The sequence below is a fragment of the Streptomyces sp. NPDC048277 genome (genome assembly GCF_040652235.1).
Taxonomy (GTDB): Bacteria; Actinomycetota; Actinomycetes; order Streptomycetales; family Streptomycetaceae; genus Streptomyces.
This window is the reverse complement of record NZ_JBEZLQ010000012.1, coordinates 74,779-90,795: the sequence shown is the minus strand read 5'-3', so window position 1 is coordinate 90,795 and position 16,017 is coordinate 74,779. Positions and strand designations below refer to the sequence as shown.

Genomic DNA, 16,017 nt, shown 5'->3' with positions numbered 1-16,017 from the left:
CATGATTTCCACCCTGCTGGTCGCCAACCGCGGCGAGATCGCCTGCCGGATCTTCCGCACCTGCGCCGAACTCGGCATCCGGACCGTCGCCGTGCACTCGGACGCCGACGAGAACGCGCTCCACGCGCGCGTGGCCGACACGGCGGTACGACTGCCGGGCGCCACACCCGCCCACACCTACCTGCGCGGCGACCTGGTGGTGAAGGCCGCCGTGAGCGCCGGCGCGGACGCCGTGCACCCCGGCTACGGCTTCCTCTCCGAGAACGCGGACTTCGCCCGTGCGGTCCTCGACGCCGGCCTGCTCTGGATCGGGCCGCCCCCCGAGGCGATCGAGGCGATGGCGTCCAAGACGCGCGCCAAGGAACTGATGGGGATCGCGCCGCTCGGTGACGTCACCGAGTCCGACCTGCCGGTGCTGGTGAAGGCGGCCGCGGGCGGCGGCGGGCGCGGAATGCGCATCGTGCGCCGCCTCGAAGAGCTGAGCGCCGCACTGGAGGGCGCCCGCGCCGAGGCCACGAGCGCCTTCGGCGACGGCGAGGTCTTCGTCGAGCCCTACATCGAGCGCGGCCGCCATGTGGAGGTGCAGATCCTCGCCGACACGCACGGCACGGTGCGGCCACTGGGCACGCGCGACTGCTCGCTCCAGCGCAGACACCAGAAGGTGATCGAGGAAGCACCGGCCCCCGGGCTCCCCGAGGGACTGGAGAAGGAACTGCACGCGCAGGCCGTGCGCGCCGCCCGCGCCGTCTCCTACGTCGGCGCGGGCACCGTAGAGTTCCTCGTCGCCGACGGCAGGGCGCACTTCCTGGAGATGAACACCCGCCTCCAGGTCGAACACCCCGTCACCGAGGCGGTGTTCGGCATCGACCTGGTCGCCGAACAGCTCCGCGTCGCCGAGGGCCACCCCCTCCCGCCCGACGCACCACGCGCGCGTGGCCACGCCGTCGAGGCCCGCCTCTACGCCGAGGACCCCGCCCGCGACTGGGCCCCGCAGACCGGCACCCTGCACCGGCTCGCCGTACCCGACAGCGTCCGCCTGGACACCGGCTACACCGACGGCGACGACATCGGCGTCCACTACGACGCGATGCTCGCGAAAGCCGTCGCACACGCCCCCACACGCGCCGAGGCGCTGCGCAAACTGGCGCACGCGCTCGAGAACGCCACCCTGCACGGCCCCACCACCAACCGCGACCTCCTCGTCCGCTCCCTGCGCCACGAGGAGTTCACGACGGCCCGCATGGACACCGGCTTCTACGAGCGCCACCTCACCACCCTCACGGCGCCCGCCCCCGACCCGTACGCCCCGCTCGCGGCCGCCCTGGCCGATGCCCACGGCCGCTCCCGCTTCGGCGGCTGGCGCAATGTCCCCTCGCAGCCGGGGACCAAGCGCTACCTCATGGCCGACGAGGAGCACGAGGTCCACTACCGGCACACCCGCGAGGGCCTCACGGCAGACGGCGTACGGGTCGTGCACGCGGGCGCGCGTCTGGTCGTACTGGACATCGACGGCGTACGCCGGAAGTTCGAGGTGTCCAGGTACGGCGACCAGGTCCACGTCAACAACACGGCCCTCACCGCCCTGCCCCGCTTCCCCGACCCGAAGGCCCAACTGGCACCGGGTTCCTTGCTGGCCCCGATGCCGGGAACGGTCGTACGCGTGGCGGACGGCCTGGAGGCCGGTTCGGCGGTGGAGGCCGGCCAGCCCCTCCTCTGGCTGGAGGCGATGAAGATGCAGCACCAGATCACGGCGCCGGTGACGGGAACGCTGAGCGAGTTGCGGGTCGTGGTCGGACAACAGGTAGACCCCGGCTCCCTATTGGCGGTAGTACAAGCGCCCTTTTAGGGGCGCGGGGAACTGCGCGACCAGCCACGACGATCCCGCACCCGAAGGAGCCACCATGCCCCCCCAAATCGAATCCGACGAACACAAGGCACTCCGCGCAGCGGTAGCCACCCTCGGCGCCAAATACGGCCGCGACTACATCACCCGAGTCATCGCCGAGGGTCGGCACCCCACCGAACTCTGGCAAGAGGCGGGCAAACTCGGTTACCTCGGCGTCAATCTCCCGGAAGGGTACGGCGGCGGAGGCAGCGGCATCACCGAGCTCTCCATCGTCCTCGAAGAACTCGGCGCGGCAGGCTCACCCCTGCTCATGCTCGTGGTCTCGCCGGCCATCTGCGGCACCGTGATCTCCCGCTTCGGCACCGAGGAACAGAAGCGGGCCTGGCTTCCCGGACTCTCCGACGGCTCGCTCCTCATGGCCTTCGGCATCACCGAACCCGACGCCGGCTCCAACTCCCACCGCATCACCACCACCGCCCGCCGCGACCCGGACACCGGCGACTGGCTGCTCACCGGCCGCAAGGTCTTCATCTCCGGCGTCGACATGGCCGACGCGGTCCTGATCGTCGGCCGCACCGAGGACGCCCGCACCGGCAGCCTCAAGCCCTGCCTGTTCATCGTCCCGACGGACGCCGAGGGCTTCCACAAGCACCCGATCGACATGGAACTCACCGCGGCCGAGAAGCAGTTCGAGCTGACCCTGGACGACGTACGGCTGCCCGCGGACGCGCTCGTCGGCGACGAGGACGCGGGCCTGCTGCAACTGTTCGCCGGTCTCAACCCGGAGCGGATCATGACGGCCGCGTTCGCGATCGGCATGGGCCGCTACGCGCTCTCCAGGGCCATCGAGTACGCGCGCGACCGTACTGTCTGGAAAACGCCCATCGGCGCCCACCAGGCCATCGCGCACCCGCTCGCCCAGGCGCACATCGACCTCGAACTCGCCCGCCTGATGATGCAGAAAGCGGCATACCTGTACGACGCCGGGGACGACATCGGCGCAGGTGAGGCCGCCAACATGGCGAAGTACGCGGCGGGCGAGGCGTGCGTCAGGGCGGTCGACCAGGCCGTGCACACCCTCGGCGGCAACGGTCTCACCCGTGAATTCGGGCTCGCGTCTTTGATAACAGCCGCGCGCGTGGCTCGTATTGCTCCGGTGAGCAGGGAGATGATTCTCAACTACGTCTCCCACCAGACCCTGGGCCTGCCCAAGTCGTACTAGGCCGCCGCGCCCGCCTTGGAGGAACCGTGTTCCGCAGTGAGTACGCAGACGTTCCGCCCGTAGAACTCCCCATCCACGAGGCGGTGCTCGGCCGGGCCGCCGAGTTCGGTGACACGCCCGCCCTGATCGACGGCACCGACGGCACCACCCTCACGTACGCACAACTGGACCGGTTCCACCGGCGGATCGCGGCCGCCCTCGCCGACGCCGGCGTCCGCAAGGGCGACGTCCTCGCCCTGCACAGCCCGAACACGGTCGCCTTCCCGACGGCGTTCTACGCGGCCACGCGCGCGGGGGCCTCCGTCACCACCGTGCACCCGCTCGCCACGCCCGAGGAGTTCGCCAAACAGCTCAGGGACTCCGCCGCCCGCTGGATCGTCACCGTCTCGCCGCTCCTGGAGGCGGCCCGCCGGGCGGCCGAACTCGCGGGCGGCGTGGAGGAGATATTCGTCTGCGACAGCGCGCCCGGGCACCGAAGCCTGCTCGACATGCTGGGCTCCACCGCCCCGGAGCCACAGGTCGACATCGACCCGGCCGAGGACGTCGCCGCGCTGCCGTACTCCTCCGGCACCACCGGCATCCCCAAGGGCGTGATGCTCACCCACCGGCAGATCGCCACCAACCTCGCCCAGCTGGACGTCTCCGTCCCCTCGGGCCCCGGCGACCGCATCCTCGCCGTCCTGCCGTTCTTCCACATCTACGGCCTCACCGCGCTCATGAACGTGCCCCTGCGCAACGGCGCCACCGTCGTCGTGCTGCCCCGCTTCGAGCTGCAGAGCTTCCTCTCCGCGATCCAGAACCACCGCATCACCGGCCTGTGGGTCGCCCCGCCGATCGTCCTCGCCCTCGCCAAGCACCCGCTGGTCGAGCAGTACGACCTGTCCTCGCTGAAGTACGTCATGAGCGCCGCCGCACCCCTGGACGCCCAGCTCGCCATCGCCGGCGGACAGCGCCTGGGCCTGCCGCCCGTCGCGCAGGGCTACGGCATGACGGAACTCTCCCCCGGCACGCACATCGTCCCCCTCGACGCCCTGCGCCAGGCACCGCCCGGCACCGTCGGCAAGCTCATCGCCGGCACCGAGATGCGGATCGTGTCGCTCGACGACCCGCACAAGGACGTCGGCGTCGGCGAACCCGGCGAGATCGCCATCCGCGGCCCCCAGGTCATGAAGGGCTACCTCGGCAAACCCGACGCCACCGCCGCGATGATCGACCCCGACGGCTGGCTGCACACCGGCGACGTCGGCCATGTCGACGCCGACGGCTGGCTCTACGTCGTCGACCGCGTCAAGGAGCTCATCAAGTACAAGGGCTTCCAGGTGGCCCCCGCCGAACTGGAGGCACTCCTGCTCACCCACCCGGACATCGCCGACGCCGCCGTCATCGGCGCCTACAACGAGGACGGCAACGAGATCCCGCACGCCTTCGTCGTCCGCCGGCCCACCGCCGACGGCCTCACCGAGAACGAGACCATGCTCTACGTCGCCGAACGCGTCGCGCCCTACAAGCGCGTCCGCAAGGTCACCTTCATCACCGGCGTGCCCCGCGCGGCCTCCGGAAAGATACTCCGCCGCGAACTGCGCGAACTCGCGAAGACCGGGGAACCCGAGGAGGGCCCATGACGTTGATCGGACACACGCGCGCGCGTGCCGTCGCCTCCCTCAGCCTCGACGCCTCCGACACCCGCAACGCCCTGTCCGCCGCCCTCGTCACCGAACTGGCCGAGGCCCTCACCGACTGCGCCAAGGACCCCGACGTCCGCGCGGTCGTCCTCACCCACACCGGTACGACCTTCAGCGCCGGCGCCGACCTGCGCGACCCGCCCGACCCCGACGCCCTCGTCCACCTCCTGCGCCAGATCGTCGAGCTGCCGAAACCGGTCGTCGCCCGCGTCACCGGCCATGTCCGCGCGGGCGGCCTGGGCCTGCTCGCCGCCTGCGACATCGCCGCCGCGTCGACCGGGTCCACCTTCGCCTTCACGGAGGTGCGCATCGGCGTCGCCCCCGCGGTGATCTCCCTCCCCCTCCTCCCCCGCACCGACCCCAGGGCCCTCGCCCGCCACTACCTCACCGGCGAACGCTTCGATCCCGCGGAAGCCGTCCGCCTGGGCCTGCTGACCACGGCCTCCGACGACGTGGACGCCGCCCTCACACCCATCCTCGACGGCATCCGCCGCTCCTCCCCCCAGGCCCTGGCCGAGACGAAACAGCTGCTCACAGCTAGGGTGCTGGAAACATTCGACCGGGACGCGGCCCACCTGACCGCGCTCTCGGCCCGGCTGTTCGCCTCCGACCACGCGCGCGAGGGGATGACGGCCTTCCTCGAACGACGGGATGCGGCGTGGGTGGTGTGAACACGAGTGCGGGTACGGCGGAACGCGCGCCGAAACAGGACCGCAGCCGGGCCACCCGGCAACGGCTCCTGGAGGCCGCCGTGGCCTGCCTCGCCGAGCACGGCTGGGCGGGCTCCACGGTCGCCGTCGTAGCCGAACGCGCCGGCGTCTCCCGGGGCGCCGCCCAGCACCACTTCCCGACCCGCGAGGACCTCTTCACGGCGGCCGTCGAGTACGTCGCCGAGGAACGCTCCACGGCCCTCCGCGCCCTGTTCCCCCAGGGAGCCGCGGGCGACCGCAGAGCCGTCGTCTCGGCCCTGGTCGACCTCTACACCGGCCCCCTCTTCCGCGCCGCCCTCCACCTCTGGGTCGCCGCCTCCAACGAGGCCCAGCTCCGCCCCCGGGTCACCGAACTGGAGGCCCGGGTCGGCCGCGAGACCCACCGCATCGCCGTGGACCTCCTGGGCGCCGACGAGACCCGCCCCGGCGCCCGAGAGACCGTCCAGGGACTCCTGGACATGGCGAGAGGCCTGGGCCTGGCGAACCTCCTGACGGACGACAGGGCGAGGCGGCGGCGGGTGGTGGAGCAGTGGGCGGCGCTGCTGGACGAGGTTCTATGAGAATCAGGGCGCGAAGCGCCTGATTCTCAGGGGCGCGGGGCGTTATCAGGCAACTCAGTGGGCGATATCCACATACCCCTCGATGTCCTGAGGCTTCCGCACCCCCGGCCCCACATACTCCGCCGACGGCCGCACCAACCGCCCCGTCCGCTTCTGCTCAAGAATGTGCGCCGACCACCCCGCCGTCCGCGCACACGTGAACATCGACGTGAACATGTGCGCCGGCACCTCCGCGAAGTCCAGCATGATCGCGGCCCAGAACTCCACGTTCGTGGCGAGCACCCGGTCCGGCCGACGGTTGTGGAGCTCCTCCAGTGCCGCCTTCTCCAACGCCTCCGCGATCTCGAACCGCGGCGCACCCAGCTCCCGCGCCGTCCGCCGCAGCACCCGCGCCCGAGGATCCTCGGCCCGGTACACCCGGTGCCCGAACCCCATCAGCCGCTCACCCCGGTCCAGCGCCTTCCTGACGTACCCGACCGCGTCCCCGGTCCGCTCGATCTCCTCGATCATCCCGAGCACCCGGGAAGGCGCACCGCCGTGCAGCGGCCCCGACATGGCCCCCACCGCACCGGACAGCGCGGCGGCGACGTCCGCGCCGGTGGAAGCGATCACACGCGCCGTGAAGGTCGACGCGTTCATGCCGTGCTCGGCGGCCGAAGTCCAGTACGCGTCCACGGCGGCGACATGCTTCGGGTCCGGCTCCCCCCGCCACCGGATCATGAACCGCTCGACGACCGAGTGCGCCTTGTCGATCTCCCGCTGCGGCACCATCGCCAGCCCCTGCCCACGGGCGGACTGGGCGACGTACGACAGTGCCATGACCGCGGCCCGCGCCAGGTCGTCCCTGGCCTGCGCCGCGTCGATGTCGAGGAGGGGCTTGAGCCCCCACACGGGTGCGAGCATGGCGAGAGCGGACTGGACATCCACCCGGATGTCACCCGAATGGACGGGGATCGGGAACGGCTCGGCCGGCGGCAGCCCGGGATTGAAGGCCCCGTCGACGAGCAGCCCCCAGACGTTCCCGAACGAGACATGCCCGACCAGATCCTCGATGTCGACGCCCCGGTACCGCAGGGCGCCCCCCTCCTTGTCCGGTTCGGCGATCTCCGTCTCGAACGCGACGACTCCTTCGAGCCCGGGTACGAAGTCGGACATGGCGGCTCCTCATGAGGTGTACGGCGGAGGCAAGTGCACCATAACCCCGAGTGCCAGAGTTGGGGAGCCCAACGGCACTCAGTGCCACTCCGTCACTCCCCGGTGCGGCACAGGGCGATACGGCAAGATGACCGCGTGACCGACCGCGACGCCGCCGCCTCCGACGACCTCATCCTCGACCCCGCCGCGATGCGCAAGCACTACCGGGCCGAGGGCCTCGACGAGAACGACCTGGCCGCACACCCCATGGACCAGTTCACCCGCTGGTTCGAACAGGCCGCGCGGGCGGCCCGCGACGGCATGATCTACGAACCCAACGCGATGGTCGTCTCCACCGCCGACGCCGAGGGCCGCCCCAGCTCACGCACGGTCCTGATGAAGCAGTACGACGCCCAGGGCTTCGTCTTCTACACCAACTACGACTCCCGCAAGGCCCAGGACCTCGCCGCGAACCCGTACGTCTCGCTGCTGTTCCCCTGGCACGCGATCGCCCGCCAGGTCGTCGTCACCGGCACCGCCCGCCGCACCGGCCGCGACGAGACCGCCGCCTACTTCCGCACCCGCCCGCACGGCTCCCAGCTCGGCGCCTGGGCCAGCGCCCAGTCCTCGGTCATCTACACCCGCGCGGAACTCGACGCCGCCTACGCCGAACTGAGCGCCCGCTACCCCGAGGGCGAACAGGTCCCGGTCCCCCCGCACTGGGGCGGCTTCCGCATCGCCCCCCAGACGGTCGAGTTCTGGCAGGGCCGCCAGGACCGCCTCCACGACCGCCTCCGCTACGTCGCCGACCCCGACGGCACCTGGCACGTGGAACGCCTCAGCCCCTGAGCGGGGCCCGCACACACAGACGACCCGCGAGCTCGGGTCCCTCCGCCTTACGACGAAGAAGCCGGCCGGACGTACCGGCGAGCTCGCGGGTCGGGTGACTGCTTGGGATTGGGCCGGCTGTACGCATCTGTCACGTGCTGGTCCGGCACCGCACTGGTGTGGTGTCGGGCCGCTAGCCCGCAGCCACCTCACGCGTCCGGTTGTCATACATCTGCCGAACCACCTCCCTTCTCGTGTGCTCCACACCCTACGAAGCGGACGGAGACCGCTCAAGGGATTTTTTTGAAGGTGACGTGTCGCGGCGGAGCCCCCTAGCGTTCCGGGCATGGCAGAGCGGCGGGTGATTCTCAGTGGGTCCGTGTTCGAGGAAGAGATCGGGTATGCGCGGGCGGTGGTGGACGGGGACTGGGTTCATGTGTCGGGGACGACCGGGTTCGACTATGCGGCCATGACCATCTCCGAGGACGTGGTCGAGCAGGCCGAGCAGTGTCTGCGGAACATCGGGTCGGCGCTGGCCGAGGCCGGGTGTGGGTTCAAGGACGTGGTCCGGGTGCGGTACCTGCTGCCCGCGCGGGAGGACTTCGAGCCGTGCTGGCCGGTGCTGCGGCGGGTGTTCGGGGACGTGCGGCCGGCCGCGACGATGATGGTGTGCGGGCTCTCGGACCCCCGGATGAAGATCGAGATCGAGGTGTACGCACGGCGGACGGCGGGGCGGTGAACGGCGGCTTGCAACGATTCCTTCAATCTTGCGGGAACACGGTGTGGGCTGCGTCACGTTCCAGTTGAATGAAGGTGAGTGAGTGAACCGACGCGCCGTGCGTGCGGACGCAGCCTGATGGGGGTCCAGGTGAGTGCTTCCCGGCGTAGTGGGACCACGGACGAGCTGGGGCCCGACGAGCCCGAGCCGGAACCGGAGCGTGAAGGTCCGGAGGACTCGGGTGGCTCCGACCTGCTCGCCGCGCTGCTCGACGGCATGGACGCGGCGCTGTGTGCCTTCGACGCGGACGGGTTCGTGACCCATTGGAACCGTGAGGCCGAGCGCATCCTGGGGTGGAGCGCGGCCGAGGCGGTGGGGCGGCACGGGTTCGCCGGGTGGGCGGTGCGCGAGGCGGACGCCGACGAGGTCGAGGGGCGGCTGATGGCCGCCATGCACGCGCCCGGGCGTCAGGTGCATGAGTTCGCGCTGCTCACCAAGGACGGCGGGCGGGTGCTCGTACGGACGCAGTCGGCGGCCGTGCGCGGTCCGGACGGCAAGCCCGCGGGTGTGTACTGCGCGTTCAGCGAGGTGCACGCGCAGATCGACCTGGAGCGGTCGATCGCGCTGAGCGAGGCCCTGTTCGAGGACGCGGCCTGGGGCGTCGTACTCGTCGACGCGGATCTACGGCCCGCCGTCGTGAACGCGCACGCGGCCCGGGCGCTCGGTATCGGGCGTACGTCGGCGCTGGGGCGGCCGCTGGGCGAGCTGCTCGCGCAGGGCGTGGAGGACCTGGAGGGCGCGCTCACGCACGTGCTGGCCGAGGGCGCGCCGCCCGCGCCGGCCGAGATGTGGGTGAGCGTACGGACGGCGGAGGGCGAGCAGCGCCAGTGCTGGCGTTCGGGGTTCGTGCGGCTGGCGTCGCCGCTCGCGGAGGAGCCGGTGCCGCTCGGGGTCGGCTGGCTGTTCCAGGACGTCACGCAGGCCAAGCAGGGCGAGCAGGAGGCGGCCATGCTGCGCTTCCGCGCCAACCAGCTGCATCGCGCGGCCCGCGCGGCCGCGGAGTGCGAGGACCCGGCGGAGGCGGCCACCGTCCATCTGGACTTCGCGCTGGCCGGGTTCGCCGATCACGCGGTGATCGACCGGGTGGTGGGCGGTTCCCGGGCCGACGGGGACGTGGGGCCGGTCCGGCTGGTGCGGATCGCGGCCACGCCCGCCGGGACGCCGGGGCCGAGTCTGCTGACGGGCGCGGCGGGGCTGCCGGTGCGCTACGAGGAGGGGCATCCGGCGCTGCAGTGCGTGGTGCGGGCCGGGAGTGTGCGGGCGGATGCCGGGTCGGTGCCGCCGGACCGTGCGCGGGCGTGGGCGCTGGACCGGCAGTGGCCCGGTGACGCGGTGCACGCGTTGTGCGCGGTGCTGCGCAGCCGGGGGCGGACGCTGGGCGTGGTGACGTTCCTGCGCGGGCCGGGCCGCAACCGTTTCGAGCGCGCGGACGCGACGTACGCGGAGGATGTGGCCGTACGGATCGCCGCGGCGCTGGACCTGACAGGGCTGCTGAGGGAGCGCTGAGCGCTTCGCTGGAAGTGCCGCGCAGTTGATCGTCTGCGGCGCCGTGGGGGCTGGTCGCGCCCACGCGGCGGTAGCCGCACATGAATACAGCCCCGCGCCCCTTCGGGGCGCCCCGCCCGCTCAGTGCTGGTAGAAGATCCGGTCGCGGTACTCCTCGAACACGCGGGCGTTCCACTCGTGGCCGCCGTCGACGTTGCCGGAGCGCAGCAGCGGGGGTTCGGTGCCGCGGTCGGCGAGGGTGGCCGCGGTGGTGGCGAGGACCGCCTGGAGCAGGGCGCTGGTGACGACCGTGGAGGCGGGTGCGAAGGGCGCCGGGATGGTGTCGAGGGTGAGTTCGGCGTCCCCGACGGCGATCTTCGAGTCGAGGACGACGTCGCAGTGGTCCTTGAGGTAGGTGCCGGAGGAGTGCCGGGAGCTGGTCTGCGTGGCGTACGCCACGGAGGTCACGCCGATGACCTTGGCGCCGCGGTCGCGGGCACCGATGGCCATCTCGACGGGCATGGCGTTGCGGCCGGAGAGCGAGATGATCACGAGGGCGTCGCCGGTGCGCAGGGGCGAGGTGTCGAGGACGGCGGTGGCGAGTCCGTCGACGCGTTCGAGGCGGGAGCCCAGGGTGGCGGGCATCACGTCGACGCCGACGAGACCGGGGACGGCGAGCAGGTTCATGAGGGCGAGGCCGCCGGCGCGGTAGACGACGTCCTGGGCGGCGAGGGAGGAGTGCCCGGCGCCGAAGGCGAACAGCCGGCCGCCGGCCGTGACGGTGTCGGCGAGGAGGGTGCCGGCGGTGGCGATGGCCTCGGCCTCCTCGTCGCGGACCCGTTGCAGGAGGCCGATGGCGGCGTCGAAGAACAGGTCGGCGGGCGTGCCGTCGCTCATGCGGTGCCCCTTCGCAGCGTCAGCGTGTGTGGCGGTGCCGTGTCGCGGATCACCCTCCGGTCTGGACCATCTCGGTGTCAATACGGCCGGGGCGGCAGCGGCCGGCCGAGTTGCCCGGCCCCCGTTCTTTCCGGTGTCGCCCGGTTGTCGGTGGGATCCGGCAGAATTGGTTGCAGGGCCAGCGCACGCGGCCGGGCTTCCGGCAGAGGTAATCGAGGGGCACGTATGTCCGGACTGATCGACACCACGGAGATGTATCTCCGCACCATCCTCGAGCTCGAAGAGGAAGGCGTGGTCCCCATGCGCGCCCGCATCGCGGAGCGGCTCGACCAGAGCGGGCCGACGGTGAGCCAGACGGTGGCGCGGATGGAGCGCGACGGACTGGTGTCCGTCGCCAGCGACCGCCATCTGGAGCTGACCGACGAGGGCCGCAGGCTGGCGACGCGCGTGATGCGCAAGCACCGGCTCGCCGAGTGCCTGCTGGTCGACGTGATCGGCCTGGAGTGGGAGCAGGTGCACGCCGAGGCGTGTCGCTGGGAGCACGTGATGAGCGAGGCGGTGGAGCGGCGGGTGCTTGAGCTGCTGCGGCACCCGACCGAGTCGCCGTACGGCAACCCGATCCCGGGTCTGGAGGAGCTGGGGGAGAAGGACGGCGCGGACCCGTTCCTCGACGAGGGCATGGTGTCGCTGGCCGACCTGGACCCGGGCGCGGACGGCAAGACCGTGGTCGTACGACGGATCGGCGAGCCCATCCAGACCGACGCGCAGCTGATGTACACGCTGCGGCGGGCGGGTGTGCAGCCCGGTTCGGTGGTCAGCGTGACCGAGTCGGCCGGCGGGGTGCTGGTGGGCAGCGGCGGCGAGGCGGCCGAGCTGGAGGCGGACGTCGCCTCCCATGTGTTCGTCGCCAAGCGCTGAGCGCCGGGCGTCGAGCGCCGGGCGCTGAATCCGGAGCTTCGTTCAACTTCCGTTGCTCGTGGGGAAGTTGACGTGTCTTTCCGGCTTTCCCTCGACGTCCCTCCCGGGTTTGTCGAACGCGTCGAATCCAAGATTCAGTGCGCGGAATCGCAGCGGTCGAACGTTTCGCGTGCGAGGCTGTCGCGGGAGGCATATGACCTGAGGGGGGCGGGGAGGATGTGCCGAAGACGTGGAAGATGTGGGCATGGACATGGGGTTGGCCCCGGCACCTTGCGGTGCCGGGGCCTGTCCTCCCCAGTGCTGACCCGGAGCCCCGAGCTCTCAGGGTCATCCCCTCGGACCGTTTTCCCCGAGCGGTCCGCCCCCCGCAGAACAAATCCCCCCGGCGGCGCCGATCATGCCTGGGTGAGGGTCACTCGAACGAGGGGTGTTGCCCGCAGGGACCCGATTTTCGAATAGGTATTCGATAGTCTGCAGCGGTACCGACGCACCACGAAGCGATACGAGGCGACACTAGGCACGCGGAGCTAGGGGGGTGCCAGGCCCATGGCACGGCGCATCGACGTGACAGGAGCCGGCGGCGTACACCTCGCCGCCTGGGAGTTCGCGGACCCGCCCAAGAACGACGATCCGGACCACTCGTCCCCCGGCGTGCTGTTACTGCACGGCCTGATGGGCCGCGCCTCGCACTGGGCGTCCACCGCCCGCTGGCTCTCCGACCGGCACCGCGCCGTCGCCCTCGACCAGCGCGGCCACGGTCAGAGCGACAAGCCCCCGCAGGCCGCGTACACCCGGGAGGCGTATGTCGAGGACGCTGCGGCCGCCGTGGAGCAGCTGGGCCTCGCGCCCGCCGTGCTCATCGGCCACGCCATGGGCGCGCTGACCGCCTGGCAGCTCGCCGCGAAGCGCCCCGAACTGGTCCGGGGTGTGATCATCTGCGACATGCGGGCGTCCGCGCTCGGCGCGGCGTCGCAGCGCGAGTGGGCCGACTGGTTCAAGTCCTGGCCCGTCCCCTTCGCCACGCTCGCCGACGTACGCAAATGGTTCGGCGAGGACGATCCCTGGGTGGAGCGGCCGAACCCCGTGCGCGGGGAGTTCTACGCCGAGGTGATGCACGAGTCCGCCGACGGCTGGCGGCCCGTGTTCGACCCCGACCGGATGCTGAAGTCCCGGGAGACCTGGGTGTACGACGCGCACTGGGAGGAACTGGCCCAGGTGCTGTGTCCCGCGCTGGTCGTGCGCGGGGTGGACGGGGAGCTGGGGCGGGCGGAGGCGCAGGAGATGGTTCGGGTGCTGCCCCGAGGGGAGTATGCCGAGGTGGCGGACGCGGGTCACTTGTTGCCGTATGACCGACCGGAGGCGTGGCGGGCGGCGGTGGAGCCGTTTCTTGATCGGGTGGGGGAGTGACGTAGCGCCTCTTGGGCAGGGGGATGATCGATTTCGGCGGGTGCGGGTGCGTTGTGGCTGATCGCGCAGTTCCCCGCGCCCCTAAAGGGGCGCTTTCCGTCACCCCCTGCTGACAGCCGTCAGGATTTCCGGCAAGTAGGCCGCCGTGCGCGGTGCCGCCAGCCGTAGTCCCGCCCATGTGATCGTCGCGCCGTACACCGCGCCCACCGGGAGCAGTACCCACGTCCACTCCCCGCCCCCCGCGCTTACGTTCAGCGCGATCGTCAGGGCGATGACGGGGGCGCACAGCAGGGCCGCCGACACCATGCCGCCGAAGATCGCGATCCAGGCCAGGCCGGTCTGGCCGGCGGCGACGTTGCGGTGGCCCTCCTGGGGGATGGAGTACGGGAAGCGGGCCGAGGTCCAGGCGCCGGTCGCCAGCATCGCGCCCAGGAGGGCGAAGGAGAGGCCGAGCACCTCGGGCAGCCGGGGCCAGTCGCCCAGCATCGCCGTGGTCAGGACGGTCACCAGGGTCGCGTACGGCAGGGTGATCATCAGCAGGGCCAGCGCCCGTCCGCGCAGTTCGACGTAGGCGTCCCGCGAGGAGGAGATGGTCATGGCCACCATCCAGAACGCCGACGTGTCCTGCCCGAACTGGTTGTACATCTGGATGCCGAGCATCCCGGCCGCGAAGCACGCGAAGTAGATCGACCCGGTGCCCTGCAACGCGTTGAAGACGGGCACGATCAGGCCGATGGCCAGCGAGGTCACCCAGGCGGCCTTGGTCTTGGGGTCGCGCCAGATGTAGCGCAGGCTGCGCGCCATGACCGTGCCGGTGCGTCCGGCGGGGAGCAGCCGGCCCAGCCCCTCACCCGACGACGCGCCCCGCTCGGCGGAGTCGGGCGCCTGGAGCGTCGAGCCGTCCGGTGCGGTCATCAGCCGGGTCAGCGTCCGCGCCCACGCGGCGACGAGCAGCGACAGCGCGACGGCGGAGACGGCGAGTTGGGCGGCGGCCATGCCGTACGCCCCCTCGCTCGCCGAGTGCACCGCCCCGATCGCCGAGGCCGGCGGCAGCCACCGCACCACGTCGGCGACCGGCGCGAGCTGTCCGAGCCCGGCCGAACCCAGGCTCCGCGCGCCGAAGTTGACCAACTGCGCCCCGACCGCGATGACGAGGCCGCTCAGTACGGCGAGGTCACGACCCTTGCGGCTGGTGAGCAGCCGTACGTTCGCGGCGGCCACCGCCCGGGCCAGGGCCACGCAGATCAGCAGCGCGAGGGCCACGGCGACGACCGCGACGCCGAACCCCGCGGCCCCGTGCGCCACGGACACCGCACAGCCCACCAGCAGCAACAGCGTGAACAGAGGTCCGATGCCGACGAGGGAGGCGGCGAGGAGAGCCCGTACCAGCGGCCGGGGCCGGAGCGGGAGCATCACCAGGCGGGTCGGGTCCAGGGTCTCGTCGCCGCTCGGGAAGAACAGCGGCATCACCGCCCACCCCAGTGCCAGTACGGCCGTCCCCAGCACGGCCACCGCGTCCGCGTGCGCCTGCCCGCGCAGCAGGATCAGGCCCAGCAGCTGCAGCACCCCGAACAGCAGCGCGACGACCGCCGACGCGACGAACGCGGCCCGCCGGCCACCGGACTGCCGCAGCCCGTTCCGCAGCAGCGACAGCTTCAGCCGTACGACGGTGGAGGTCACGTCCGTCATCGGGCCGCCCCGCCGCCCAGCCAGTCCAGATCCGAGCCGGCGTCCCGGCCGCTCGCCCCGACCAGCTCCAGGAACGCGGCCTGCAGGGTGGCGTGCGCCCCGCGCACGTCCTCCAGGGTCCCCGTCGCGCGGATCCGCCCGGCGGCCATCACCGCGACCCAGTCGCACAGCGACTCGACGAGTTCCATGACGTGCGAGGAGAAGACCACGGTCGCGCCGGAGGCCGTGTAGCGCTCCAGCACGCCCCGGATGATCTGCGCGGACACCGGGTCGACGCCCTCGAACGGCTCGTCCAGGAAGAGGACTTCGGGATTGTGGAGGAGAGCGGCCGCGAGCCCGATCTTCTTGCGCATGCCGGTCGAGTAGTCGACGACGAGTTTGTGCTGGGCACCGGCGAGATCGAGTACGTCGAGGAGCTGGGTGGCCCGCTTGTCGACCTCGGCGCCGGGGAGGCCGCGCAGCCGCCCGGAGTAGCCGAGCAGTTCGCGCCCGGAGAGGCGCTCGAAGAGCCGGAGCCCTTCGGGGAGGACACCGATGCGCGCCTTCACCGCCACCGGGTCACGCCACACGTCGTGCCCGACGACCTCGACGCTTCCCTGATCCGGCCGCAACAGCCCGGTCACCATGGAGAGGGTGGTGGTCTTCCCGGCTCCGTTGGGCCCGACAAGGCCGACGAACTTCCCGGCGGGCAGGGACAGATCGATGCCGGCGACGGCGACCTGCTGCCCGAACCGCTTCCAGAGACCATGAACACGAACGGCATCGGTCATGGACGAACACTACGGGGAGGACCGCAGCGCCCCGTAGGGGCGCGGGGCTGTATTGAATTTGCGGCTACCGCCGCGTGGGCGCGAGCAACCA

14 protein-coding genes are annotated in these 16,017 nt (G+C 71.6%); 10 read left to right on the top strand and 4 right to left on the bottom strand.

The genetic code is table 11. The features are described from left to right. Position 1 precedes the first annotated feature (1 nt). The 5 genes from AB0D85_RS25510 to AB0D85_RS25490 are packed head-to-tail and all read left to right on the top strand — an operon-like array spanning position 2 to position 6,020. Positions 2-1,846, top strand: coding sequence for a biotin carboxylase N-terminal domain-containing protein (locus AB0D85_RS25510; RefSeq protein ID WP_362324358.1), 1,845 nt, complete (start codon positions 2-4; stop codon positions 1,844-1,846). Between the two features lie 55 nt (positions 1,847-1,901). Beyond that, positions 1,902-3,068, top strand: coding sequence for an acyl-CoA dehydrogenase (locus AB0D85_RS25505; RefSeq protein WP_362324355.1), 1,167 nt, complete (start codon positions 1,902-1,904; stop codon positions 3,066-3,068). A 26-nt stretch (positions 3,069-3,094) separates the two neighbouring features. Continuing rightward, on the top strand, positions 3,095-4,690 hold the full coding sequence (locus AB0D85_RS25500) for a 4-coumarate--CoA ligase family protein (protein WP_362324352.1): 1,596 nt from the start codon (positions 3,095-3,097) through the stop codon (positions 4,688-4,690). Then, positions 4,687-5,421, top strand: coding sequence for an enoyl-CoA hydratase family protein (locus AB0D85_RS25495; protein ID WP_362324349.1), 735 nt, complete (start codon positions 4,687-4,689; stop codon positions 5,419-5,421). Before AB0D85_RS25500 ends, AB0D85_RS25495 begins: the two co-directional genes overlap by 4 nt. Next, positions 5,409-6,020: a TetR/AcrR family transcriptional regulator gene (locus AB0D85_RS25490; protein WP_362324346.1), complete on the top strand. Its 612-nt coding sequence runs from the start codon at positions 5,409-5,411 to the stop codon at positions 6,018-6,020. Before AB0D85_RS25495 ends, AB0D85_RS25490 begins: the two co-directional genes overlap by 13 nt. Before the next feature lie 54 nt (positions 6,021-6,074). Here AB0D85_RS25490 and AB0D85_RS25485 read toward each other — a convergent pair whose 3' ends face one another. Beyond that, the gene (locus tag AB0D85_RS25485) at positions 6,075-7,175 is read right to left on the bottom strand and encodes a citrate synthase 2 (RefSeq protein WP_362324343.1); all 1,101 of its coding nucleotides are present in this window, start codon (positions 7,173-7,175) and stop codon (positions 6,075-6,077) included. A gap of 135 nt (positions 7,176-7,310) precedes the next feature. On the opposite strand from AB0D85_RS25485, the gene pdxH reads away from it, so the two are divergent. The 3 genes from pdxH (at position 7,311) to AB0D85_RS25470 (ending at position 10,266) form a co-directional block, all read left to right on the top strand. Then, positions 7,311-8,003 carry a pyridoxamine 5'-phosphate oxidase gene (gene pdxH / locus AB0D85_RS25480; protein WP_362324340.1) on the top strand — a complete coding sequence of 231 codons (693 nt, stop codon included), beginning with the start codon at positions 7,311-7,313 and terminating at the stop codon, positions 8,001-8,003. Between the two features lie 325 nt (positions 8,004-8,328). Beyond that, on the top strand, positions 8,329-8,721 hold the full coding sequence (locus AB0D85_RS25475; protein WP_362324337.1) for a RidA family protein: 393 nt from the start codon (positions 8,329-8,331) through the stop codon (positions 8,719-8,721). 129 nt (positions 8,722-8,850) lie between these two features. Continuing rightward, the gene (locus tag AB0D85_RS25470) at positions 8,851-10,266 is read left to right on the top strand and encodes a PAS domain-containing protein (protein WP_362324334.1); all 1,416 of its coding nucleotides are present in this window, start codon (positions 8,851-8,853) and stop codon (positions 10,264-10,266) included. 120 nt (positions 10,267-10,386) lie between these two features. Here AB0D85_RS25470 and AB0D85_RS25465 read toward each other — a convergent pair whose 3' ends face one another. Beyond that, positions 10,387-11,142, bottom strand: coding sequence for an SIS domain-containing protein (locus AB0D85_RS25465; RefSeq protein WP_362324331.1), 756 nt, complete (start codon positions 11,140-11,142; stop codon positions 10,387-10,389). A 225-nt stretch (positions 11,143-11,367) separates the two neighbouring features. Here AB0D85_RS25465 and AB0D85_RS25460 point away from each other — a divergent pair, with 225 nt between their 5' ends. After that, positions 11,368-12,060 carry a metal-dependent transcriptional regulator gene (locus tag AB0D85_RS25460; protein ID WP_123976148.1) on the top strand — a complete coding sequence of 231 codons (693 nt, stop codon included), beginning with the start codon at positions 11,368-11,370 and terminating at the stop codon, positions 12,058-12,060. 546 nt (positions 12,061-12,606) lie between these two features. Then, positions 12,607-13,467: an alpha/beta hydrolase gene (locus tag AB0D85_RS25455; protein ID WP_362324327.1), complete on the top strand. Its 861-nt coding sequence runs from the start codon at positions 12,607-12,609 to the stop codon at positions 13,465-13,467. A gap of 99 nt (positions 13,468-13,566) precedes the next feature. Here the strand turns inward: AB0D85_RS25455 and AB0D85_RS25450 are convergent, their stop codons facing one another. Both AB0D85_RS25450 and AB0D85_RS25445 read right to left on the bottom strand, forming a co-directional pair. Continuing rightward, positions 13,567-15,156, bottom strand: coding sequence for a transporter (locus tag AB0D85_RS25450; protein ID WP_362324324.1), 1,590 nt, complete (start codon positions 15,154-15,156; stop codon positions 13,567-13,569). After that, on the bottom strand, positions 15,153-15,926 hold the full coding sequence (locus tag AB0D85_RS25445) for an ABC transporter ATP-binding protein (RefSeq protein WP_362324321.1): 774 nt from the start codon (positions 15,924-15,926) through the stop codon (positions 15,153-15,155). The genes AB0D85_RS25450 and AB0D85_RS25445 overlap by 4 nt, the downstream gene beginning before the upstream one ends. Positions 15,927-16,017: the final 91 nt, after the last annotated feature.